We start from the raw sequence: 21,070 nt of genomic DNA, 5'->3' as shown, positions 1-21,070 counted from the left end.
CACGCGTTTCCCGATCAGCGAGAGAGAGACGGAGAGCAATGGACGGACACGTCAGACTGTAACCGTGGCAAAACTCACCGTCATGCCGTGGCGTGCTCCCGTCGCGGCCGGCCCGGTGGACGCGGTCGTTCACCTGCCGGGCTCGAAGTCCGTCACCAACCGCGCGCTGGTGCTCGGCGCGCTGGCGGCCGGCCCCTCCACGCTCTCCTCGCCGCTGCTGGCACGGGACAGCGCGCTGATGGTGGCCGGGCTGCGAGCGCTCGGCGCGCACGTCTCCACCGCCGCGGACGACCGCTGGGTGGTCCGCCCCGGCCCGCTGCACGCGGCCGGCCGGATCGACGTGGGCCTGGCCGGCACCGTCATGCGGTTCCTGCCGCCGGTGGCCGGCCTGGCGGCCGGGCTGGCCACGTTCGACGGCGACGCACTCGCCCGGCGGCGGCCGCTCGGACCGCTGATCGAGGCGCTGCGCGCGATCGGCGTCCGGGTCGAGGGCGGGCCCGGCGGCGTGCTGCCGCTGGCCGTGCACGGCACCGGCGAGGTGCGCGGCGGCGAGGTGGTGATCGACGCGTCCGCGTCCAGCCAGCTCGTGTCCGGTCTGCTGCTGGCCGGCGCGCGGTTCGCCCGGGGCATCACGGTGCGGCACGTCGGTCCGCCGGTCCCGGCCGCGCCGCACCTGCGGATGACGGTGCAGATGCTGCGCTCGGCCGGGGCCGGCGTGGACGACGCCACGCCGGACGTGTGGAGCGTGACACCCGGCCGGCTCGCCGGGCGCGGTTGGGAGATCGAACCGGACCTGTCCAGCGCGCTGCCGTTCTTCGCGGCCGCGTTGGTCACCGGCGGGCAGGTGGTGCTGCCCGGCTGGCCGCGCAGCAGCATGCAGCCGGTCGAGCAGCTGCGCGGCCTGCTCCGCCGGATGGGCGCGGACGTGCGGCTCGGCACCGGTGGGCTGACCGTGCGCGGCACCGGCCGGGTGCGCGGGCTGGACGCGGACCTCTCCGGGCTGAGCGAGCTGGCACCGGTGCTGGCCGCGCTCGCCGCGCTGGCCGACTCGCCGAGCACGCTGCACGGCATCGGGCACATCCGCGGCCACGAGACCGACCGGCTCGCGGTGCTGGCCCGGGCGCTCGGCGCGCTCGGCGCCGGCGTCACCGAGCAGGCGGACGGCCTGCGGATCACGCCGCGGCCGATGCGCGGCGGCGTGGTCGACACGGACCGGGACCACCGGATGGCGCACGCGGCCGCGGTGATCGGCCTGGCGGTGCCCGGCGTGGAGCTGAGCGACGTAGCGTGTACCTCGAAGACGCTGCCCGAGTTCCCGGCGCTATGGTCGGCGATGACGGCGGGCACCTGAGGGTTGTCCGGCGGGTGGCGCCCCGGCGCGGTGACCGAACGGCCCCGGGTGCGACACCGGACGACCCCATCGACAGAGGGAGAGCTGCGCTGACCGGCAAGCGGCGGGAGTACGACGAGGACGACGTCCGGATCCGACCGAGCAAATCCTCACGCCCGCGGACCCGCACCCGGCCGAAACACGAGGACGCGATCGAGGGGTTCGTGATCGCGGTCGACCGCGGCCGCTACACGTGCATGGTGGACGACGCGCCGCTGACCGCGATGCGCGCCCGCGAACTGGGCCGCAAGTCGGTGGTGGTGGGCGACCGGGTGGCGCTGGTCGGTGACGTCTCCGGCAGCACCGGATCGCTGGCCCGGATCGTCCGGATCGGCGAGCGCACCTCCGTGCTGCGCCGCACCGCGGACGACGACGACACCACGGCCGAGGGCCGGGTGGAGCGCGTCGTGGTGGCGAACGCGGACCAGCTGGTGATCGTGAGCGCGCTGGCCGACCCGCCGCCGCGCACCGGCTTCATCGACCGGTGCCTGGTCGCGGCGTACGACGCGGGCATCACGCCGCTGCTCTGCCTGACCAAGGCCGACCTGGCCGGGCCCGCGGAGGTGCTCGGCTACTACGCGGAGCTGGACCTGCCGCACGTGCTCTCCGAGCCGGACGGCGACCTGGGCGCGCTGCGCGAGGCGCTGGCCGGCCGGGTCTCGGTGATGGTCGGCCACTCCGGCGTGGGCAAGTCGACGCTGGTCAACCGCCTGGTGCCGGACGCGGACCGGGCGGTCGGCGTGGTCAGCGCGGTCGGCAAGGGCCGGCACACGTCCACCAGCGCGGTCGCGCTGCGGCTGCCCGCCCGGCGCCGGCGGGAGGACCCGGGCTGGATCGTCGACACGCCCGGCGTCCGCAGCTTCGGCCTGGCGCTGGTCTCCGCGGAGAGCCTGCTGCACGGCTTCCCGGACCTGGTCGAGGGCACCGTCGACTGCCCGCCGAACTGCGAGCACACGGAGACCGACCCGGAGTGCGCGCTGCCCGCGTGGGTGGCCGCCGGGCACGCGGACGTGCGGCGGCTGGAGTCCTACCGCCGGCTGCTGGCGTCCCGATCCGGCGGCGACGGGCTGGAAGGACCCGACCGAGGTTAGCCCGCTCGGCGTGATCGGCTAGTTTTTCCGCCATGGCCAGCTATGCCGACGATCTCTCGCTCGCCCACGTGCTCGCCGACACCGCGGACTCCATCTCGATGGCCCGGTTCCGGGCGTTGGACCTGCACGTGGAGGCCAAACCCGACCTGACACCGGTCTCCGACGCCGACACGGCGGTGGAGAAGGCGATCCGCGCCACGCTGGCCCGCACCCGTTCGCGGGACGCGGTGCTCGGCGAGGAGTACGGCCAGACCGAGGCCGCGGTCGGCATAGGCACCCGGCGCTGGGTCATCGACCCGATCGACGGTACCAAGAACTTCATCCGCGGCGTCCCGGTCTGGGCCACGCTGATCGCGCTGATGGAGGGCGACACGCCCGTGGTCGGCCTGGTCTCCGCGCCCGCGCTGGGCCGCCGCTGGTGGGCCGCGACCGGACACGGCGCGTTCGCCGGCAAGCACACCGCCGCGGCCACGCCGATCCGGGTCTCCGGCGTGAGCCGGCTGAGCGACGCGAGCTTCTGCTACTCCGACCTGATGGGCTGGGAGGAGTCCGGCCGGCTCGCCCCGGTGCTGGACATCATGCGCCAGACCTGGCGGAACCGGGCGTACGGCGACTTCTACGGCTACATGCTGCTGGCCGAGGGTGCGCTGGAGGCGATGGTCGAGCCGGAGCTGTCGCTCTGGGACGTGGCCGCGCTGGTCCCGATCGTGACCGAGGCCGGCGGCCGGTTCACCGACCTGACCGGCCGGCCGGGCCCCGGTGGCGGCAGCGCGGTCGCCACGAACGGCCGGCTGCACACCGAGGTGCTGGAGCGGCTGTCGTCGCCGGGGATCCGGGCGCTCTGACGCTCACGACCGGCCGCCCGTCGGAAGATCACCCGACCGATCGGCCTCAGTTGCACCGGTGCAACTGCGGGCCGGACCCGGCGCGGTCTATCCTCGCCAGGTGATGTCGGCTGGATGGCTCTTCCTCGGCGCGATGATCATCGCGTACGGCGTCGCCAACCTGCTTCAATCCATTGCGGCGACCCGGACGACGGTGCATCACACGTTCGACCCGGGCTTGCTGCTGCGGTTGGCCGGCCACCGGGCGTACCTCGTCGGTCTGGTGTTCCAGATCCTCGGTTTCGTCCTGGCGTTCCTGGCCCGGAGCGACCTGCCGCTGTTCCTGGTGCAGGCCAGCGTCGCGGCGGGGCTCGGCGTGACGGCCGTGCTCGGCGTCGCGCTGCTCAAGTGGCGCCTGCCGCTGGCCGAGGTCGGCCTCATCGTCGTGCTGTTCGGCGGCATCACCGCGCTCGTGGTGGCCGCGGAGCCCGCGCCCGCCCGGCCGTTGCCGCTGGCCGGCGTGCTCGCGCTGGCGCTGTCCGTGCCCGTGATCGGCGTGCTCGGCGCGTTCGCCGCCCGATTGCACGGTGCGCCCGGCTCGGTCGCGCTCGGCTCGCTGGCCGGCATCGCGTTCTCCGCCGCCGCGGTGGCGGCCCGCCCGCTCGCCTCGCTCCACTCGGTCGGCGGGGTGCTCAGCGACCCGCTGCTCTACCTGCTGATCGTGCACTCGATCGTGGGTCAACTGCTGCTCGGCCTGGCCATGCAGCGCGGCTCGACCACGGCCGCGGTGGCCGCGATGGACGCGGCCGGCGCGGTGCCCGCCGCGGTCATCGGCCTGCTGCTGCTCGGCGACCGGATCTGGCCGGGCCGCGAGTGGCTGGCCACGCTGGGGTTCGTGGTCACGCTGCTCGCGGTGATCGGCCTGACCCGGTACGCCGAGCCTCAGCACCACCATGAGGTCGCGGCGGCCCGGAAACGGGTGACGCCGCCGCCCGCTCCCAAAGGAAACTACGTTCCCCTCACCGTAGGCTCGGAACGATCTCAGAATTGAGTGGGTGACCGGACCGCGCCGGACCGGCCCGGTCCGGCGCGTCACCCGCGTCCGCGTCCCTACGCCGTCGCCGCACGCGGCGTCAGCAGGCCCTGGTAGACCGCCTCGAGCGCGGACGCGGTCCGCTCCCAGGTGTAGCGGCACCGGACCCGGTCCACGGCCGCGTCACCGTACGCGGTCCGCTGCACCTTCGTGCCGATCAGCTCGCGCAGCGCGTAGCCGGCCGCGCGGACGTCGCCCGGCTTCACCAGCCGTCCGGTCACCTCGTCGACCACGCTCTCCGCGATGCCGCCGAGCGCGTAGCCGACCACCGGGACGCCGCACGCCATCGCCTCGACCGGCACGGTGCCGCTCGGCGGGGTCCGTGGCGTGCAGGCCACCACGTCCGCGGAGCGGTACCAGCCGGCCATCCGCTCGTGCGGCACCGCGCCGACGATCCGCACCCGGTCCGCCACCCGGCTGCGCCGGGCCAGCTCGCCGAGCGCGCGCACCACGTCCCGGTCCGCGTCGCCTCCGATGATCACCAGCTCCGCGCCCGGAACGTACCGCAGCGCGCGGATCAGGTGGTCCTGGCCGTGGCCGGGGCCGAGCCCGACCGAGAGGATCCGTTCCATCCCGCCGGTACGCGACTCCGCCGCACCGTCCGGCGCGAACATCGTGGTGTCGACCCCGGACGGGATCAGCGCCACGGACGCACGCGCCGCACCGAGCCGGGTCAGCTCGTCCGCCTCGTCCGGCGACTGGGCGACCGCCACGTCCGCGGCCCGGGTCAGCACCCGCTCCATCGCGATGCGCTCACCGAGACACGCGTCCGGCTCGCCCAGCGAGCGCTGCGCGGACCCGACCGAGTAGAACGTCTGCACCATCGGCAGCCCGGACGTGCGCGCCGCGGTCGCGGCCGCGAGCCCGCCGAGCCAGTAGTGGCCGTGCACCACATCCGGGATCCAGCCGCTGGACCACCGGTCCGCGAGCCGGCGGCCGACGCCGGCCAGTTGCGCCACGAAGCGGCCGGCCGCGCCCTGCGGCGCCGGCGGCGACACCCGGTGGACGGCGTAGCCCTTCTCGGTGAAGACCTCATCGCCGTCGGCCGGCCCCGAGCCGCGGCACTCGAAGATTCGCACATCGTGGCCGAGCGCGGCCAGTTCGGCCGCCACCCTGGACGTGCCCGCCTCCATGGGACGGGCATTGGCCCTGATCAGGCCCACGCGCATCGCTCACCTCCGCTGTTTCGACATACGGACACCAAGAAACCAGCCGCCGGCAGGGTGACGTACAGCTGAGAGAGCCGGTCACTGGTTAACCCCACGGCGGTCCGGCAAAACATCGCCGTCCCGGATAACGCGGACGATCCGTGGGTACGCCGTGTCCATGCCCCTCACCGCACCGCTCTCCGAGTCGACGATCGTGATAACCGGCGCCTCCGGCGGCATCGGCGCGGCGACCGCCCGCGCGCTCGCCGCCCGGGGCGCGTCCGTGGTGCTGGCCGCGCGCGGCGTGGAGGCGCTCGGCCGGGTCGCCGCGGACTGCCGGGCGGCCGGTGGGCGCGCGCTCGTCGTGCCGACCGACGTGACCGACCCGGCCGCGGTCACCGACCTGGCCACCCGCGCGGCCGCCGCGACCGGGCGGATCGACGGGTGGGTCAACAACGCCACCGAGGCCGTCTACGGGCTGCTCACCGACGTGCCGCCGGAGGAGTTCCGCCGGGTGGTGGAGGTCAACCTGCTCGGCACCGCGTACGGCATGCGGGCCGCGCTGCCGCACCTGCGCGCGGCCGGCGGCGGCGTGCTGGTCAACAACGCGTCCGTGCTGGCCGAGATCACCATGCCGTACATGTCGTCGTACAACGCGGCGAAGCACGGCGTGCGCGGGCTGTCCGACACGGTCCGGCAGGAGCTGCGCCACGAGCCGTGGGCGCGGCGGATCTCGGTCTGCACGGTGCTGCCCGCGACGATCGACACGCCGTTCTTCGCGAATGCCGCGAATCATTCCGGGCGCCGGCCCGCGCCGCCGCCACCGGTGTACCCGCCGGAGGTGGTGGCGCGCGCGATCATCCGGATGCTGGAGCGGCCGCGCCGGGAGACGTACGCGGGCGCGGCCGCGGCGTTGCTCGGCTTCCAGTGGCGGCTGCTGCCCGGGATCACCGAGCGGGTGCTCGGCGCGTACGGGGCGCGGACCGTGCTGAGCGACCGTCCCGCGCCGGACACGACCGGCAACCTCACCGGCAGCCGGGCCACCGGGCGGGCGCGCGGCGAGTGGCACGGGATGGGCCGCATGCTGGCCCGGACCGGCGCGGCGACCGGGCTGGCGGTCGGCGCGGCGGCCATCCTGACCGCCCGGCGCCGCCGCGCGTCCTAGCCACGGCCCACCCGGACGCTCGACCCGGCCGCAGCCCGCGACCGACCCAGCCACGGCCCACGACGACCCGGCCCCCGACCGCCCGGCCCGCGACGACCCGGCCCACGACCGCACGGTCCGCGACCGCTCGGTCCGGGCTGTCCGCTCAGGACCGGCGCCGCACGTACCGGAGGAACAGCAGCTCGTCGTCCGTGAGCACGTGTCGCAGTTCCATCGCCCGCGGCGCGGCGGGTGGTCCCGTGACGATCCGGCTCGCGCCGGCTCCGGCCAGCCACGGGCTCAGCGTCAGGCACAGCTCGTCCACCACGTCCGCCGCGACGAGCGCGCCGAACAGCGCGGGCCCGCCCTCGCAGAGCACGCCGGGCAGCCCGCGCCCGGCCAGCAGCCCGGGCAGCGCGGCCGCGTCCAGCTCCTCGTCGCCGCAGAGCAGCACGTCCGCCACGCCGGACAGCGCGCGCCGGCGGTCGGCCGGCGCGGCACCGACCGTGATCACCAGCGGCCGGACCGGCGCGGCCGCGAACGACGGGTGCTCCGGCCCGAGCTCGTACAGCCGCGCGGAGACGACGGCCAGCCGCGGATGGTCCGGCAGCCCGTGCGCGCGGCGGTGCGCGATCGCGTCGGCGCCCAGGACCAGCGGGCCGTAGCCCTCGGCCCGCAGCGTCCCCGCGCCCACCACCAGCACGTCCGCCAGCTGCCGCAACAGGCCCAGGACGTGCTGGTCGTTGGCGTTGCCGAGCCCGCCGGACCGCCCGTCCAGCGTGGCCGCGCCGTCCGCGCTCGCGACGAAGTTGACCCGCAGCGACGGCCGCTCCATCGCGTACGTCTCGACCAGGTCGGCCGCCGCGTAGTCGAGCGTTCTCATACGTTGTGCCGGGTGTAGACCGGTTCGCGCCAGCCGAGCACCGCCTCGGTCAGCCGCACGGCCGACACCGCCGCCGGTACGTCGTGCACCCGCACGATCCGGGCACCCTGCACGATGCTCAGCACCACGGCCGCGAGCGTGCCCGGCAGCCGCAGCCCGCCCGGCAGGTCCAGCGTCTCGCCGATGAAGTCCTTGTTCGAGACCGCGGCCAGCGTCGGGTAGCCGATCGCGGTGATCTCATGCAGCCGCCGGCACAGCTCCAGCGTGTGGCGCGTGTTCTTGTTCAGGTCGTGGCCGGGATCGATGATGATCCGCTCCGGCGGCACGCCCAGCGACACCGCCTTCGCCGCCCGCGCGGCCAGGAACACCGCGATCTCACCGGCCACGTCCTGGTAGACCGGCCGCGGGTGCGGCGTGCGCGGCGGTGACGCCAGGCTGTGCGTGATCACCAGCGCGGCGTCGCTCGCCGCGACCAGCGAGGCGAGCGCGTCGTCCTGCAGCCCGCTGGTGTCGTTGATGACGTCCGCGCCCGCGTCGATCGCGGCCCGGGCCACGCCGGTCCGGTACGTGTCCACCGAGATCACCACGTCGCTGGCCGCGCGCACCGCCTCGACCACCGGGATCACCCGGTCCAGCTCCTCGGCCTCGGTGACCTCCGGGCCGGGGCCGAACGGCACGCCGCCGATGTCGATCCAGTCCGCGCCGTCCGCGGCCGCGGCCAGCACCGCGTCCACGGCCGCGCGCAGCGCGAACGTGCGCCCCCGGTCGAAGAACGAGTCCGGCGTGCGGTTGACGATCGCCATCACCGCGACCTGCCGGGAGAAGTCGAACTCGCGGGCGCCGAGCCGCCGCTTCGGCGCGATGAACTCCGGCTGGAAGAAGCCGCCCACCGAGCCGGTCCCGCCCGGGCCGGGGAGGCCGGACGGCGGAGCGGCAGCCGACGGACCGGGAGTGCCGGGTGGCGGAAAGCTCACTGATCGAGGCCCTTCTCGATGGCGTACCGGGTCAGTTCGACCCGGTTGTGCAGCTGCAGCTTGCCGAGCGTGTTCTGCACGTGGTTCTGCACGGTGCGGTGGGACAGCACCAGCCGCTCCGCGATCTGCTTGTACGACAACCCCTTCGCGACCAGCCGCAGCACCTCGGTCTCCCGGTCGGTCAGCCGCGGCGCGCCGTCGTCCGCCGCGCGCGGCGGCTCGGTCGCCAGCCGGCGGAACTCACCCAGCACCAGCCCGGCCAGCCCCGGCGTGAACACCGCCTCACCGGCCGCGGCCGACTCCACCGCGGCCAGGAACTCGGCCTGACCGGCGGACTTCAGCAGGTAGCCGGTGGCGCCGGCCTTCACCGCGTCCAGCACGGACTGCTGCTCACCGCTGGCCGACAGCATCAGGATGCGCACGCCGGGCAGCGCGGCCAGCAGCCCGCTGATCACCTCGACGCCGTCGATGTCCGGCAGCTGCAGGTCCAGCACCACCAGGTCGGGCCGGGCCGCGGCCGCGATGCGCACCGCCTGCCGCCCCTCCCCCGTGGTCGCGACCACGTCGTGGCCGGCCTCGGTCAGGTCGCGGGCGACGCCGTCCCGCCACATCGGGTGGTCGTCCACCACCATCACGCGGATCACCAGGCCACTCTAGTGGTGCCGCGGCACAGCCCCGGCGGACGCGGAGAAACCGGACCACAGCCCCAGGAACATGATGCCTTTCCCGCTTCCGGCGTGGTCGCCTTCCCAGTGCTCCCGCGGGCACCGGTCGGCCGCGGGCGGCCTCCCTGCCAGTTCCGCGGGCGGCCGGGACGAACCCCACGGCGGCACGGCGGCCGCGGGTCAGCGGCGCGGGATGTGGAGTTCGACCTCCGTACCCTCGGCGGGTGTCGAATAGATCTCGACGGTGCCGCCGAGGTCGGCGATGCGGCCGCGGATGGACTGGGCGACGCCGAGGCGGCCCTGGGAGGCGGCCTCCTCGAGACGGCCGTCCGGGAACCCCGGGCCGTCGTCGCGGACCGAGACCGTGATCGTGGCGTCGTCGTCCTCCAGCAGGACCCAGGCGCGGGCGGCCGGGCCGGCGTGCCGGTCCACGTTGTCCAGCGTGGCGCGGACCGCGGCGGCGACCGTCTCGGCCGCGCGCACCGGCAGCGGCACCGGGGTGGCCGGGCTCGCGATCGACACCGTGTCCGAGGCGAACCGGCCGAGCACCACCCGCAGGTCGGCCTCGCCCTCCTCGCCCGGTGCCGGGCCGGCCGGGCCGTCCGCGATCAGCATGCGCAGCTTCGCCTCCTGCTGACCGGCCAGCCGGGCCAGTTCGCCGGCCTCGCCGTCCAGGTGCGCGCCGCGCCGCTGGACCAGCGCCAGCACCTGCAGCACCGAGTCGTGGATGTCGCGGGCCAGCCGTTCCCGCTCGCGGGTCGCGGCCTCCAGCTCGATCGCGCGTTGCATGCGCTCCTCCGCGTCGACGGCCAGCCGGGCCACCAGCCCGACCACGAAACCGGCCAGCACCATCAGCGCGAAACCGTTGAGCGTGGACGGGTGCAGCCGGTCCCGGACCACGACGTCGGCGGTGCCGAGCAGCAGCGCGGCGGTCAGCCCGCGCCGCCGGCCGCCGGAGACCGCCCAGGCCAGCACCGGTGCGCCCAGCCAGGCGACGGCCAGCGTGGGCACGCCGTCGCTCAGCGCGTCCTGACCCACCACATAAGGACTGATCACGACCACGGCCAGCGAGACCGCGAGGTCCGCGATCAGCAGCGGCCAGCCGCGCCAGGCCGGGCGGGCGAACGCGGCGGTCGCGAACGCGGTCCAGCCGACCATCAGCGCGAGCACCGGGCCGGCCGCGACCGGGTTCGCGTACTGATCCACGTTGCGGACCATCAGGACCATCACGTACAGCAGCGAGGCGATCCGGTACGCACCGATCGCCCGCCACATGGGAGCCGCCAGACCTTGCTGCACGGTGCCACGGTGCCACACTCGTCGCGCCCCGGAGCGACCGAACGCGTACTGTGGGGATGCCGTACGCCCTTGACCAGCAGGCGAGGGGAACTGGGCATGGCCGACCACCACCCCGTCTCACCGCTCGCGGTTCCGCCCGCGGGCGCCGTCGCGCTGCTCGAGCGCCGGTTCGACGCGGCCGGCGTGACCGCGCTCCGCCATCACGTGGCCGCCTGCGCCGCGACCGCGGGACTGCGCGGCGAGCGTCTCGACGACTTCGTGCTCGCGGTCTACGAGCTGCTCACGAACGCGGTCCGGCACGGCGGCGGGCAGGGGCGGCTGCGGCTCTGGCACGACCCCGGGTCGGTCACCTGCGAGGTGGTCGACACCGGCGGCGGCTTCGACCCGGTCACGGCCGAGCGGCCCGCTCCGCCACCGGTCCCGGCCACGCCCGGCGGCTGGGGACTGTTCCTGGCGGACAAGCTCACCGACGACATCGAGGTGACGAGCGGCCCGCGGGGCACGACGGTGCGCGTCACCTCCGCCTTGACCTGAACCGCACGTGAGGTCCTACCGTCGGCTGATGATCGACAGCGTCTTCGACCGCCGCCATCTGCTCACCACGATCGGCGCGGTCAGCCTGGTCTTCCTGGCCGCGTTCGAGTCCCTCGCGGTCACCACGGTCATGCCGATCATCACGGCGGATCTCGGCGGCCGGGCGCTCTACACGCTCGGCTTCGCCGCCACACTCGCGGCCGGCGCGGTCGGCATGGTCACCGGCGGCACGCTGGCCGACCGCCGCGGTCCGGCGCGCCCGCTGCTCGCCGCGATCGGCGTGTTCGCGGCCGGTCTCGCGCTGGCCGGCCTGGCGGAGAACATGACCGTCTTCATCGCCGGCCGGCTCCTGCAGGGCCTCGGCTACGGCGCCTACACGGTCGCGCTCAACGTGGTCGTCGCGCGCGTCTACCCGCCGTCCCTGCACCCGCGCCTGTTCGGCCTGTTCGCCGCCGCATGGGTGGTGCCGTCGCTGATCGGCCCGTTCGCGGCCGGCCTGGTCACCGACGCGCTCTCCTGGCACTGGGTCTTCCTCGGCGTGCTGATCCTGGTCGCGCTGGTCACCACGCTGATCCTGCCGGCGTTGCGCCGGGTCGCCCCGGTCGAGCCCACGCCGCTGTCCGGCACCGACCTCCGCCGGATCGCCGCCGCCGTGGTGGTCGCCGCCGCCGTGGTCGCGCTCAGCCTCGCCTCGTCCTGGCCGCTGGTGGTGCCGGTGCTGGTCGCCGCCGCGCTCGCGCTCCGCCCGCTGCTGCCGCCCGGCACGCTGCGCGCGGCCCGCGGCCTGCCGTCCACCGTCCTCGTGTGCGGTGCGGCCGGTGCCGCGTTCTTCGGCACCGAGGCCTACCTGCCGCTGCTGCTCCAGGACCGGTACGGCTATCCCGCCTGGCTCTCCGGCGCGTTCCTCACCGCGGCCGCGCTCTCCTGGGCACTTGCCTCGGACCTGCAGGGCCGCCGGTTCGCCGCAACCGTGCCGCACCGGACCGTGATCCGCCTCGGTGCCGCGCTGCTGGCGCTCGGCGTGCTCACCGTCCTGGCCACCGCCGCGCTGGGCCTGCACCCGCTGGTCGCCGGCGCCGGCTGGCTGCTCGCGGGCGGCGGGATGGGCGCGATGTACCCGCGGATCAGCACCGCGGTCCTGGCGTTCTCCGCACCGGACACCCAGGGCTTCAACCTCAGCGCCAAGGCCATCGCGGACGCGGCCGCCAGCAGCGTCACGCTCGCCGTCACCGGCCTGATCTTCCACTCGCTCGGCACCGCCGGCTTCACCGGCGCGCTCGCCCTCACCACGGTCGCCGCACTGGCCACGCTGCTGGTCGCCGGCCGGATCACGGCCACGGCCGCCGCCGACCCGGCACCCTCGACACCCTCACCGGCGACGAGCGGCGCACCGACCGGATAGCGCACCGACGGACGGGCCGTGAGCAACCCGACGCGACGCCACAAGCAACACGGCACCGCAAGCAACACGGCACCGCAGGCAACACCGCACCACCAGCGACGCGACACCGCAGGTAACGCGTGCACCGCAAGCAATGCGTGCACCGCCAGCAACGCGACGCCGCAAGCAATGCGGGCGGCGTGCCGGCAGACGGCACACCGCCCGGGCCTCCGCGACCACCGCGGGACCGGGCTTCCGGGACCACCGCGGCACCGAGATTCACGTGACCGCCAGCGGTACCCGGGCCCAGGACCATCACGGCACCGAGGCGCCCCACACTGCGGCTTCCGGCGCCACAGCGGCACCGCGGCATCCCGGACCACAGCGGCACCGCGGCATCCCGGACCACAGCGGCACCGCGGCATCCCGGACCACAACGGCGCTGAGGTTTCCCGGACCGCCTCGCCACCGGGGTTTTCGGGACCACCGCGGGACCGGCAGGGAGGAGCGCCAGCGACGACCGGTGCCCGCGGGAGCACTGGGGACCCGGCCACGCCGGAAGCGGGAAGATGCGCTTCTGCGGTTCTTGTCAGTGGAACAGCGCGCTGACCGACTCGCCGTTGTGGATGCGGCGCATGGCCTCGGCGAGGGCCGGGGCGACGGAGAGCGTGCGGAGCTTGGGGACGCGTTTGACCGCGGGGATCGGGACCGTGTTCGTGCAGACGATCTCCGCCACGCCGGGCTGGTCACTGAGGCGCTGCAGCGCGCCGCTGGAGAAGAGGCCGTGGGTGCAGGCGAGGCGGATCGAGCGAACCTTGAGTTCGCGAAGGTGGTCCATCAGTTCGATCACGGTGCTGCCCTTGGCGATCTCGTCGTCCAGGACGATCACGTCGCGGTCCACCACGTCGCCGATCACGGCGGAGATCTTGACCTTGTCGTCGCTGAAGCGCTGCTTGGCTCCGGCCGCGACCGGCGTGCCGAGCATGCGGGCGAACGCGGCCGCCTCCTTGGCGTTGCCCAGGTCGGGCGAGACGACCACGGTGTCGGTCAGGTCGTACTGCTTGAAGTGGTCGGCCAGTTCGCGCAGCGCGTGCAGGTGGTCGACCGGGATGTTGAAGAAGCCGTGCACCTGCGGCGAGTGCAGCGTCATCGCGAGCACCCGGTTCGCGCCCGCGGTGCTCAGCAGGTCCGCGACGAGCCGGCCGCCGATCGAGATGCGTGGCGCGTCCTTCTTGTCCGATCGGGCGTAGGCGTAGTGCGGCAGCACGACCGTGGTCCGGGCCGCGGACGCGCCGCGCGCCGCGTCCAGCATGAGCAGCAGCTCGACCAGGTTCTCCTGGACCGGCGGCACCAGCGGCTGGATCAGGAAGACGTCGCGCTCGCGGCAGTTGGCCTGTAGCTGGACCTCCAGGCAGTCGTTGGCGAATCGGGAGACGCGGGTGGGGAGCAGGGGGACGCCGAGGTGGCTGCAGATCTCCTCGGCGAGCTCCGGGTGGGCACTTCCGCTGAACACTGCGATGTCACGCACGGCGAGCAGCTTAGCCACGCGCTGATCACCACTGAGCAGGCCCGGCCTAACTCTGCCCTAAATTTGAGAGCGCTCTCTTGACGACACCGGCATCGATGAGGTCGTATCCAGATGTTCCACAAACCATCTGATTCGACCGGAGGTGCGCCCACATGCACCGGATACCCGGGGCACACCGACCCCGCCGTGCCCGCTGGTTCATCGGCAGCAAGATCGGCCGCGCGCTGCTCGCGCTGTCCGTCGTCGCGACCGGCCTCGGCGGCGCGTTGTACCTGACCAACAGCGAACCCGAAGCGTCCGCGGCCAGCACGCTGGTCTGGTCGGACGAGTTCAACGGCGCGGCCGGCACCCGGCCGGACGGCAGCAAGTGGGTGCAGGAGACCGGCGGTCACGGCTGGGGCAACAACGAGCTGCAGTACTACACGAACAGCGCGAGCAACTCCGCGCTGGACGGCAACGGCAACATGGTGATCACCGCCCGCCGGGAGAACCCGGCCGGCTACCAGTGCCACTACGGCTCGTGTCAGTACACGTCCGCCCGCCTGATGACGAACGGCAAGTTCACCCAGACGTATGGCCGGTTCGAGGCGCGCCTGAAGCTGCCGAAGGGCCAGGGCATCTGGCCGGCGTTCTGGATGCTCGGCGCGGACATCGGCTCGGTCGGCTGGCCGAACAGCGGCGAGATCGACATCATGGAGAACGTCGGCAAGGAGCCGAACACGGTCTACGGCACCATCCACGGCCCGGGCTACTCCGGCGGTGGCGGCCTGACCGGCTCCAAGGTGCACAACGCGCCGCTCGGCGACGCGTTCCACACCTACACCGTGGACTGGTCGCCGAACCTGATCGTCTGGTACCTGGACGGCGTCGAGTACACCCGGAAGACCCCGGCCAACCTGAACGGCAACCGGTGGGTCTTCGACAAGCCGTTCTTCATGATCATGAACCTGGCGGTCGGCGGCAACTGGCCGGGCAACCCGGACGGCAGCACCCAGTTCCCGCAGAGCCTGGTCGCGGACTACGTGCGGGTCTACTCGTACGACGGCGGCACCCAGCCCCCGCCGGCCACCGGCGGCGTCTCGCTCAAGGGCGTGCAGTCCGGCCGCTGCATCGACGTGCCGAACGGCGCGTCGCAGGACGGCCTGCCGCTGCAGATCTGGGACTGCAACAACACCGCGGCGCAGAAGTGGACGTTCAACGGCAACGGCACGCTGACCGCGGTCGGCAAGTGCATGGACGTGGCCGGCGGCAACCCCGCCAACGGCACGAACATCCAGCTCGCCAACTGCAACGGTTCGGGCTGGCAGCAGTTCACCCTGAGCGGCGCCGGCGACCTGGTCAACATCGCCGCGAACAAGTGCGTCGACGTGCGCGGCAGCAACCCGGCCGGTGGCGCGAAGCTGCAGCTGTGGGACTGCGCGGGCACGCCGAACCAGAAGTGGAACCGGGCGTAACGACACGGCTCGGAAGCGGAGCGGGTCGCGGTGTTCCACCGCGGCCCGCTCCTGCTGTCATCCCTTGAGCACGCCGTTCACGAACGCGACGCTCCGGCCGTGGAAGTCGGCGCGGCCGCCCTCGTGACCGTCCCACTCGTAGACCGCGATGTCCTTCTCCGCCCCGCCGTACGCGTTCACCGCGGCGAAGATCCCCGAGGGCGGGCAGGTGGCGTCCATCAGCGCGGCGGACGCCAGCAGCGGCGCGGTCGCCTTCGGCGTCAGGTGCAGCAGGTCGATGTAGTCCAGCGTCCGCCGCGCGGTCTCGATCCGCCCCGGGTTGACCCGGAAGAAGCGGACCACCTCGTTGAACGGGTCGCTGTCGGTCAGCCCGACCATCCGGCGGATGTGGCAGAGGAACGGCGCCTGCGACACCACGGCCTTGACCAGCGACGGTACGAGCGACGCCGCGGCCAGCGACAGCGCGCCGCCCTGGCTGTGGCCGGTCACCGCGAGCCGGGACGCGTCCACGCCGGGCAGGTCGGCCGCGCTCTCCACCGCACGCGCCGCGTCCGCGAACAAACGCCGGTAGTAGTAGGTGCGCGGATCGAGGATGCCCCGGGTCATGAAGCCGGGGTGCGACGGCCCGGCCCCGTCCGGGCCCGGGTCCGGCGTGTCACCACCGCGCCAGCCGGCACCCTGCCCTCGGGTGTCCATCACGAAGTGCGCGTAGCCCGCCGACGCCCAGAGCAGCCACTCGTGCGGCAGGCCGCGGCCACCGCCGTAGCCGATGAACTCGACCACCACGGGCAGCGGGCCGTCCGCGGCGGCCGGCACGTTCAGCCAACCCTTGACCGGCTGCCCGGCGAAGCCGGTGAACGTCACGTCGTAGGTGCGCAGACCCGCGAACGGGGTCTCCACCGGCGTGGCGACCGCGGGCGCGGCGGCGGACCGCGCCTCGGCCAGCGTCTCGGCCCAGAACGCGTCCAGGTCGTCGGGAACGTGCGGCTCGGGCCGGTAGTTCCGCAACTCGTCCAGCGGGAGATCGAAGAGCGCCATAAGGCGGCAGATTACCGGAGGTACCGGGTCGCGAGGCACCTCACCAGCGGGTGCCGGTGATCCGCTCGTAGACGTCGACGTAGCGGGCGCGGGTGACCTCGACCACGTCGGCCGGGACCTCCGGCGCGGGCGGCGTCTTGTCCCAGCCGGTGGACATCGACCAGTCGCGCACGTACTGCTTGTCGAACGAGAACTGCACGCGGCCGGGCCGGTAGTCCGCGCCGGGCCAGAACCGGGACGAGTCGGGCGTCAGCACCTCGTCGCCGAGCGTCAGCACGCCGTCGGCGTCCCAGCCCAGCTCCAGCTTGGTGTCCGCGATGATCAGGCCGCGCTCGGCCGCGATCTCGGCGCCCCGGCGGTACACGTCCAGCGTGATGTCCCGCAGCTGAGCGGCGACGTCCGCGCCGACCTCCTTCTCCACCTCGGGGAAGGTCATCGGCTCGTCGTGCTCGCCCATCGGCGCCTTGGTGCTCGGCGTGAAGATCGGCTCCGCCAGCTTCGACGCCTCCACCAGGCCGGCCGGCAGCCGCACGCCGGAGACCACGCCGGTCGCCAGGTAGTCCTTCATGCCGGAGCCGGTCAGGTAGCCGCGCGCGACGCACTCGACCTTCGCCATCCGCAGGCGCTTGCACCGGATCGCGCGACCGGCCCACTCCTCCGGCACGTCGGTCGCGCTGATCACGTGGTGCGGGATCAGATCGGCGAGCTGGTCGAACCACCAGAGCGAGAGCTGGGTAAGGATCTTGCCCTTGTCCGGGATCGGCGTGGGCAGCACCACGTCGTAGACCGAGATGCGGTCGGACGCGACGAGGATCAGATCCTCGCCGTCCGCGTAGACGTCCCGAACCTTGCCCGAATGCAGCAGCTCCACGCCCGGTAGTACATCACGACCGCTACTTGCGCCGGCGGCCGCGGGACACCAGGAGGAGGACGACGACGATCACGACGACGACGCCGACGCAGCAGACCGCGCCGAAGAGGAAGAAGCCACCGCCACCGCCGCGGCGGCGCCGCTCCTCGATCAGCGCGTCGGCGACGCCGTTGGTGCTCGCCCAGGCCGCGGCCGGGACGAGGATGCTCAGGGTCAGGGTGGTGAACAACGCACCCAGTCGGGCGGTCCAGCGCTTCAGGTCAGCCATACCTCCATCTTGACCTTCTCTCGCAAGGATGGCGACCTGACCCCCGTTCGGGCGTCGTTTCAGGAATCGCCGGACGGCGGAGACTGGCTGCCGCTGACAGGACGGATATTGACAGGTTGCCCCTGCGCGGACTTAATGAGGCGTCACTCGTGTCGGGCTGGAGACATCATGGGCCTTTCCAGATCAACCCTGCTGCGGACGATTGCCGCGGTGACGCTCGCGCTCGGTGCCGCCGCCTGCGACACCGGTGGCGCCGCCGACGCGGCGGAGGTGCGGCTCACGTTCTTCTTCTGGGGCGGCGACAAGCGTGTCGCACTGACGCAGCAGGTGCTGGATCTCTATCACCGGCGGCATCCGGAGGTCTCCTTCTCGGTCGCTTCCCAGCCCAATTCCGGTTATTTCGACAAATTGGCGGAACGCATCGACGGCGGTGACGCGCCGGATCTGTTCCAGATCGACGACAACTACCTCACCGAGTTCGCACAGCGTGACTACCTGCTCGACCTCGGGCCGTACGTGGCGGACGACCGGATCGACCTGACCCAGGTCTCCAACGGCCTGGTGCGGTACGGCCGGGTCGGCGGCGCGCAGGTCGGCGTCGCCGCGGCGGAGAACACGGCCGCGCTGGTCTACGACAAGACGCTGCTCGACCGGCTGGGCGTGGCCGCGCCGACCAACGGCATGGACTACCCGCAGTACCTGGCGTGGGCCGCGCAGGTCAGCGAGCGCAGCGCGGGCGCGGTGGCCGGCACGATGGACCCGTCCGCCGACTACAAGGCGTTCTGGCTCTGGCTGCGCGCCCAGGGCAAGGAGTTCTACGCCGGTTCCGCGCTCGGTTTCACCGAGGCGGACGTGACCGCCTGGTTCACGCTGTGGCAGGAGGCGCGCGCCGCGGGGATCACGCCGGCCGCACCGGTCGTGCACGAGGCGAACGTCGGCGACGCCACCAAGCAGCTCGTGGTCACCGGCAAGGCCGCCACCTCGTTCATGTGGTCAAACCAGCTGCCCGAGATGCAGCAGAAGACGAAGAGCGAGCTGGGCATCGTGGCCTACCCGGGCGGCGAGGACGCGGCCTGGGCGCGCGCCTCGATGTACTGGAGCGGGTACCGCGACACCGCGCACGCGGACGTGGTGGCCGACGTGATCGACTTCCTGGTCAACGACCCGGAGGCGGCGGAGATCCTGGGCACCGAGCGCGGTCTCGCCCCCAACCTGGGCAACCGGCGCGCGCTGGAGATCTCGCTGAACGACCCGGTCATGAAGGCGTCGATCGCGTACACCAACGAGATGAGCACCCGGTACGGCAAGGCGCCGCTGCCGCCGCCGAAGGGGCACGGCGCGATCCGGGCCGCGCTGGTCGAGGCCGCCGAGGCCGCGCAGAGCGAGACGCTCACGCCGGCCCTCGCCGCGCGACAGTTCGTCACGGAGGCGAACGCCGCGCTCAGATGACCGCCGGTGCGTAACCACCCGCGTTAGCCGACGCCGTGAAAGGGTAGGCACGGCGCAGGTTTCGGCACGGGTGGAGGATCGCGTTGGAGACGTACGTCAACCGGGAGCTGGAGCCCGATCTGGTGGCACTCGCCGAGGCACACGGCGTCGCCACCTGGTACGAGAACTGGCGCCGACAGCCGACCGACGTCAGCCGCGCCGCCGTCACCGGCACGCTGCGCCTGCTCGGCGTGGACGCGTCCACGCCGGACGCGGTCGCGGCCGCGCTGGCCTCGGTCCGCGCCGCACACGACCCGGGCCGGCTGCCCGGCACCGTGGTGCTGCGCGAGTCCGCCGCCCGTGAGCTGCCGGCCCCCGGCGTGATCACGTTCGAGGACGGCACCTCCCGCGAGGTCGGTACAGGGCTGCCGGCCGGGCTGCCGCTCGGCTGGCACACGCTGGCCTGCGCCGGTCAGGAGGTCACGCTGGTCGTGGTGCCGGACGCGCTGCCCGAGGCGCCGCGCGCGTGGGGCTGGATGCTGCAGCTCTACGCCGTGCACTCGGCGGACTCCTGGGGCATGGGCGACTTCGGCGACCTGCGCACGCTGGCGGCCTGGTCCGGCGAGTCGGGTGCCGGGCTGACGCTGCTCAACCCGCTGCACGCGCCGGCGCCGGTGCACCCGGTGCCGTCCTCGCCGTACTCGCCGTCCAGCCGCCGCTTCTGGAACCCGCTCTACCTGCGCGTCTCCGACGTGCCCGGCTACCCGGCGAAGCAGGCGGAGATCGACGCGCTGCGGCCCGCGCTCGGCGACCTGATCGACTACGACGAGGTCTGGCGGGCCAAGCGGGCCGCGCTCGAACTGCTCTTCCCACTCTCCGGCTACGCCGGCACCGACGATCAGGACCTGCGCGGGTACGCCACGTACTGCGCGATCGCCGAGGTGCACGGCGCGAACTGGCGACAGTGGCCGGCCGAGCTGCGCCACCCGGCCGGTGACGCGGTGGCCGCGCTCGCCGCGGAGCTGTCCGACCGGGTCGCGTTCCACTGCTGGCTGCAGGAGCTGTGCGCGGCCCAGCTCGCGGCCGCGAACGAGGCGGCCGCCGCGGCCGGCATGCCGGTCGGCATCGTGCACGACCTCGCGGTCGGCATCGACCCGGGCGGCGCGGACGGCTGGATGCTGCAGGACGTGCTCGCGGCCGGGGTGCACGCGGGCGCGCCGCCGGACGCGTTCAACCAGCTCGGGCAGGACTGGGGCCTGGCCGCGTGGCGTCCGGACCAGCTGGTCGCGACCGGCTACCGGGCGTACCGGGACATGCTGCGCGGCATCCTGCGGCACGCGGGCGGCCTGCGCGTGGACCACGTCGCCGGGCTGTGGCGGCTCTGGTGGGTGCTGCCCGGCGCGGGCGCGGCGGACGGCACCTACGTCACGTACGACCCGGAGGCGATGGTCGGCATCCTGGCGCTGGAGGCGCACCGGGCCGGTGCCGTGGTGATCGGCGAGGACCTGGGCACCGTGCTGCCGATCGTGACCCGCGGCCTGCAGCGGCGGAACATGCTGGGCTCCGCGGTGATGTGGTTCGCCCGCGACCCGGACGCCTGGGCGGACGGTTTCGTCCCGCTGGCCGACTGGCAGCCGAACGCGCTGGCCTCGATCTCCACGCACGACCTGCCGACCGCCGCGGGCTTCCTGACCGAGGAGCACATCCGGGTCCGGGCCGAGCTGGAGCAGCTGGCCGGCCCGGTGTCGGAGGCCGAGGCGGAGGCGCGGCGGGACCGCGCGCAGCTGATCGCGCTGCTGCGCGCGGACGGCTTCCTGACCGCACCGGACCCGTCCGTCGCCGAGATCATCGCGGCGATGCACGAGGCGCTGGCCGCGACGCCGTGCCGCCTGGTGGTGGCGTCGCCGTACGACGTGCTGGGCGAGCTGCGGCAGCCGAACCTGCCGGGCACGGTCGATCAGTACCCGAACTGGCGGATCCCGCTGCCGGTCACGCTGGAGGAGTTCCGCGCGGACCCGCGCGTCGAGCGCATCGTCAAGACCCTCAACACGCACTGA

The 21,070-nt window shown here is 73.6% G+C and carries 19 protein-coding genes; 10 read left to right on the top strand and 9 right to left on the bottom strand.

The window, feature by feature from the left end:
- The first annotated feature begins 82 nt into the window (after positions 1-82).
- The 4 genes from aroA to J2S44_RS23610 all read left to right on the top strand — a co-directional run bounded on the left by aroA (position 83) and on the right by J2S44_RS23610 (position 4,356).
- Positions 83-1,351 carry a 3-phosphoshikimate 1-carboxyvinyltransferase gene (gene aroA / locus J2S44_RS23625; RefSeq protein ID WP_310429877.1) on the top strand — a complete coding sequence of 423 codons (1,269 nt, stop codon included), beginning with the start codon at positions 83-85 and terminating at the stop codon, positions 1,349-1,351.
- A 203-nt stretch (positions 1,352-1,554) separates the two neighbouring features.
- The gene (gene rsgA, locus J2S44_RS23620; protein WP_310417931.1) at positions 1,555-2,481 is read left to right on the top strand and encodes a ribosome small subunit-dependent GTPase A; all 927 of its coding nucleotides are present in this window, start codon (positions 1,555-1,557) and stop codon (positions 2,479-2,481) included.
- A 32-nt stretch (positions 2,482-2,513) separates the two neighbouring features.
- On the top strand, positions 2,514-3,326 hold the full coding sequence (hisN, locus tag J2S44_RS23615; protein ID WP_310417928.1) for a histidinol-phosphatase: 813 nt from the start codon (positions 2,514-2,516) through the stop codon (positions 3,324-3,326).
- A gap of 133 nt (positions 3,327-3,459) precedes the next feature.
- Complete coding sequence (locus tag J2S44_RS23610; protein WP_310429875.1) at positions 3,460-4,356, top strand: DMT family transporter; 897 nt, start codon at positions 3,460-3,462, stop codon at positions 4,354-4,356.
- A gap of 59 nt (positions 4,357-4,415) precedes the next feature.
- Here the strand turns inward: J2S44_RS23610 and J2S44_RS23605 are convergent, their stop codons facing one another.
- The gene (locus J2S44_RS23605) at positions 4,416-5,567 is read right to left on the bottom strand and encodes a glycosyltransferase (RefSeq protein WP_310417924.1); all 1,152 of its coding nucleotides are present in this window, start codon (positions 5,565-5,567) and stop codon (positions 4,416-4,418) included.
- A gap of 157 nt (positions 5,568-5,724) precedes the next feature.
- On the opposite strand from J2S44_RS23605, the gene J2S44_RS23600 reads away from it, so the two are divergent.
- Positions 5,725-6,711 (top strand): SDR family oxidoreductase, encoded by a 987-nt coding sequence (locus J2S44_RS23600; protein ID WP_310417922.1) that lies wholly within the window; start codon positions 5,725-5,727, stop codon positions 6,709-6,711.
- A 145-nt stretch (positions 6,712-6,856) separates the two neighbouring features.
- On the opposite strand, the gene J2S44_RS23595 is transcribed toward J2S44_RS23600, so the two are convergent.
- The 4 genes from J2S44_RS23595 to macS all read right to left on the bottom strand — a co-directional run bounded on the left by J2S44_RS23595 (position 6,857) and on the right by macS (position 10,511).
- A complete protein-coding gene (locus tag J2S44_RS23595) occupies positions 6,857-7,573 on the bottom strand; it encodes a pyrimidine reductase family protein (protein WP_310417918.1) in 717 nt (238 codons plus the stop codon).
- Positions 7,570-8,436 carry a dihydropteroate synthase gene (gene folP, locus J2S44_RS23590; protein WP_374728012.1) on the bottom strand — a complete coding sequence of 289 codons (867 nt, stop codon included), beginning with the start codon at positions 8,434-8,436 and terminating at the stop codon, positions 7,570-7,572. Before folP ends, J2S44_RS23595 begins: the two co-directional genes overlap by 4 nt.
- A gap of 107 nt (positions 8,437-8,543) precedes the next feature.
- A complete protein-coding gene (locus tag J2S44_RS23585) occupies positions 8,544-9,179 on the bottom strand; it encodes a response regulator (RefSeq protein WP_310429873.1) in 636 nt (211 codons plus the stop codon).
- Between the two features lie 213 nt (positions 9,180-9,392).
- Positions 9,393-10,511: a MacS family sensor histidine kinase gene (macS, locus tag J2S44_RS23580; RefSeq protein ID WP_310417911.1), complete on the bottom strand. Its 1,119-nt coding sequence runs from the start codon at positions 10,509-10,511 to the stop codon at positions 9,393-9,395.
- A gap of 96 nt (positions 10,512-10,607) precedes the next feature.
- Here macS and J2S44_RS23575 point away from each other — a divergent pair, with 96 nt between their 5' ends.
- The gene (locus J2S44_RS23575; protein ID WP_374728011.1) at positions 10,608-11,045 is read left to right on the top strand and encodes an ATP-binding protein; all 438 of its coding nucleotides are present in this window, start codon (positions 10,608-10,610) and stop codon (positions 11,043-11,045) included.
- 28 nt (positions 11,046-11,073) lie between these two features.
- The gene (locus J2S44_RS23570) at positions 11,074-12,447 is read left to right on the top strand and encodes an MFS transporter (RefSeq protein WP_310417906.1); all 1,374 of its coding nucleotides are present in this window, start codon (positions 11,074-11,076) and stop codon (positions 12,445-12,447) included.
- Between the two features lie 568 nt (positions 12,448-13,015).
- Here the strand turns inward: J2S44_RS23570 and J2S44_RS23565 are convergent.
- Positions 13,016-13,954 carry a ribose-phosphate diphosphokinase gene (locus J2S44_RS23565; protein ID WP_310417903.1) on the bottom strand — a complete coding sequence of 313 codons (939 nt, stop codon included), beginning with the start codon at positions 13,952-13,954 and terminating at the stop codon, positions 13,016-13,018.
- 152 nt (positions 13,955-14,106) lie between these two features.
- On the opposite strand from J2S44_RS23565, the gene J2S44_RS23560 reads away from it, so the two are divergent.
- Positions 14,107-15,408: a family 16 glycosylhydrolase gene (locus J2S44_RS23560; RefSeq protein ID WP_310417900.1), complete on the top strand. Its 1,302-nt coding sequence runs from the start codon at positions 14,107-14,109 to the stop codon at positions 15,406-15,408.
- 57 nt (positions 15,409-15,465) lie between these two features.
- On the opposite strand, the gene J2S44_RS23555 is transcribed toward J2S44_RS23560, so the two are convergent.
- The 3 genes from J2S44_RS23555 to J2S44_RS23545 are packed head-to-tail and all read right to left on the bottom strand — an operon-like array spanning position 15,466 to position 17,585.
- On the bottom strand, positions 15,466-16,446 hold the full coding sequence (locus J2S44_RS23555; RefSeq protein WP_310417897.1) for an acetylxylan esterase: 981 nt from the start codon (positions 16,444-16,446) through the stop codon (positions 15,466-15,468).
- Between the two features lie 40 nt (positions 16,447-16,486).
- The gene (locus tag J2S44_RS23550) at positions 16,487-17,317 is read right to left on the bottom strand and encodes a phosphoribosylaminoimidazolesuccinocarboxamide synthase (RefSeq protein WP_310417894.1); all 831 of its coding nucleotides are present in this window, start codon (positions 17,315-17,317) and stop codon (positions 16,487-16,489) included.
- A gap of 22 nt (positions 17,318-17,339) precedes the next feature.
- Positions 17,340-17,585: a hypothetical protein gene (locus J2S44_RS23545; RefSeq protein ID WP_310417890.1), complete on the bottom strand. Its 246-nt coding sequence runs from the start codon at positions 17,583-17,585 to the stop codon at positions 17,340-17,342.
- Between the two features lie 168 nt (positions 17,586-17,753).
- Between J2S44_RS23545 and J2S44_RS23540 the strand changes: the two genes are divergently transcribed.
- Both J2S44_RS23540 and J2S44_RS23535 read left to right on the top strand, forming a co-directional pair.
- Positions 17,754-19,034 (top strand): ABC transporter substrate-binding protein, encoded by a 1,281-nt coding sequence (locus J2S44_RS23540; RefSeq protein ID WP_310417887.1) that lies wholly within the window; start codon positions 17,754-17,756, stop codon positions 19,032-19,034.
- An 83-nt stretch (positions 19,035-19,117) separates the two neighbouring features.
- Positions 19,118-21,070 carry a 4-alpha-glucanotransferase gene (locus J2S44_RS23535; RefSeq protein WP_310417885.1) on the top strand — a complete coding sequence of 651 codons (1,953 nt, stop codon included), beginning with the start codon at positions 19,118-19,120 and terminating at the stop codon, positions 21,068-21,070.

The sequence above is a fragment of the Catenuloplanes niger genome (assembly GCF_031458255.1).
Taxonomy (GTDB): Bacteria; Actinomycetota; Actinomycetes; order Mycobacteriales; family Micromonosporaceae; genus Catenuloplanes; species Catenuloplanes niger.
Note: the sequence above shows the minus strand (reverse complement) of the source record. Positions and strands in the feature narration are given on the sequence as shown.

What these genes read in the sequence shown, in the direction of transcription:
- aroA (WP_310429877.1), top strand. Translation starts at nt 83, where the DNA reads ATGCCGTGGCGTGCTCCCGTCGCGGCCGGCCCGGTGGACGCGGTCGTT.
- hisN (WP_310417928.1), top strand. Translation starts at nt 2,514, where the DNA reads ATGGCCAGCTATGCCGACGATCTCTCGCTCGCCCACGTGCTCGCCGAC.
- J2S44_RS23610 (WP_310429875.1), top strand. Translation starts at nt 3,460, where the DNA reads ATGATCATCGCGTACGGCGTCGCCAACCTGCTTCAATCCATTGCGGCG.
- J2S44_RS23605 (WP_310417924.1), bottom strand. Translation starts at nt 5,567, where the DNA reads ATGCGCGTGGGCCTGATCAGGGCCAATGCCCGTCCCATGGAGGCGGGC.
- J2S44_RS23600 (WP_310417922.1), top strand. Translation starts at nt 5,725, where the DNA reads ATGCCCCTCACCGCACCGCTCTCCGAGTCGACGATCGTGATAACCGGC.
- J2S44_RS23595 (WP_310417918.1), bottom strand. Translation starts at nt 7,573, where the DNA reads ATGAGAACGCTCGACTACGCGGCGGCCGACCTGGTCGAGACGTACGCG.
- J2S44_RS23585 (WP_310429873.1), bottom strand. Translation starts at nt 9,179, where the DNA reads ATGGTGGTGGACGACCACCCGATGTGGCGGGACGGCGTCGCCCGCGAC.
- J2S44_RS23575 (WP_374728011.1), top strand. Translation starts at nt 10,608, where the DNA reads ATGGCCGACCACCACCCCGTCTCACCGCTCGCGGTTCCGCCCGCGGGC.
- J2S44_RS23570 (WP_310417906.1), top strand. Translation starts at nt 11,074, where the DNA reads ATGATCGACAGCGTCTTCGACCGCCGCCATCTGCTCACCACGATCGGC.
- J2S44_RS23560 (WP_310417900.1), top strand. Translation starts at nt 14,107, where the DNA reads ATGCACCGGATACCCGGGGCACACCGACCCCGCCGTGCCCGCTGGTTC.
- J2S44_RS23555 (WP_310417897.1), bottom strand. Translation starts at nt 16,446, where the DNA reads ATGGCGCTCTTCGATCTCCCGCTGGACGAGTTGCGGAACTACCGGCCC.
- J2S44_RS23545 (WP_310417890.1), bottom strand. Translation starts at nt 17,585, where the DNA reads ATGGCTGACCTGAAGCGCTGGACCGCCCGACTGGGTGCGTTGTTCACC.
- J2S44_RS23540 (WP_310417887.1), top strand. Translation starts at nt 17,754, where the DNA reads ATGGGCCTTTCCAGATCAACCCTGCTGCGGACGATTGCCGCGGTGACG.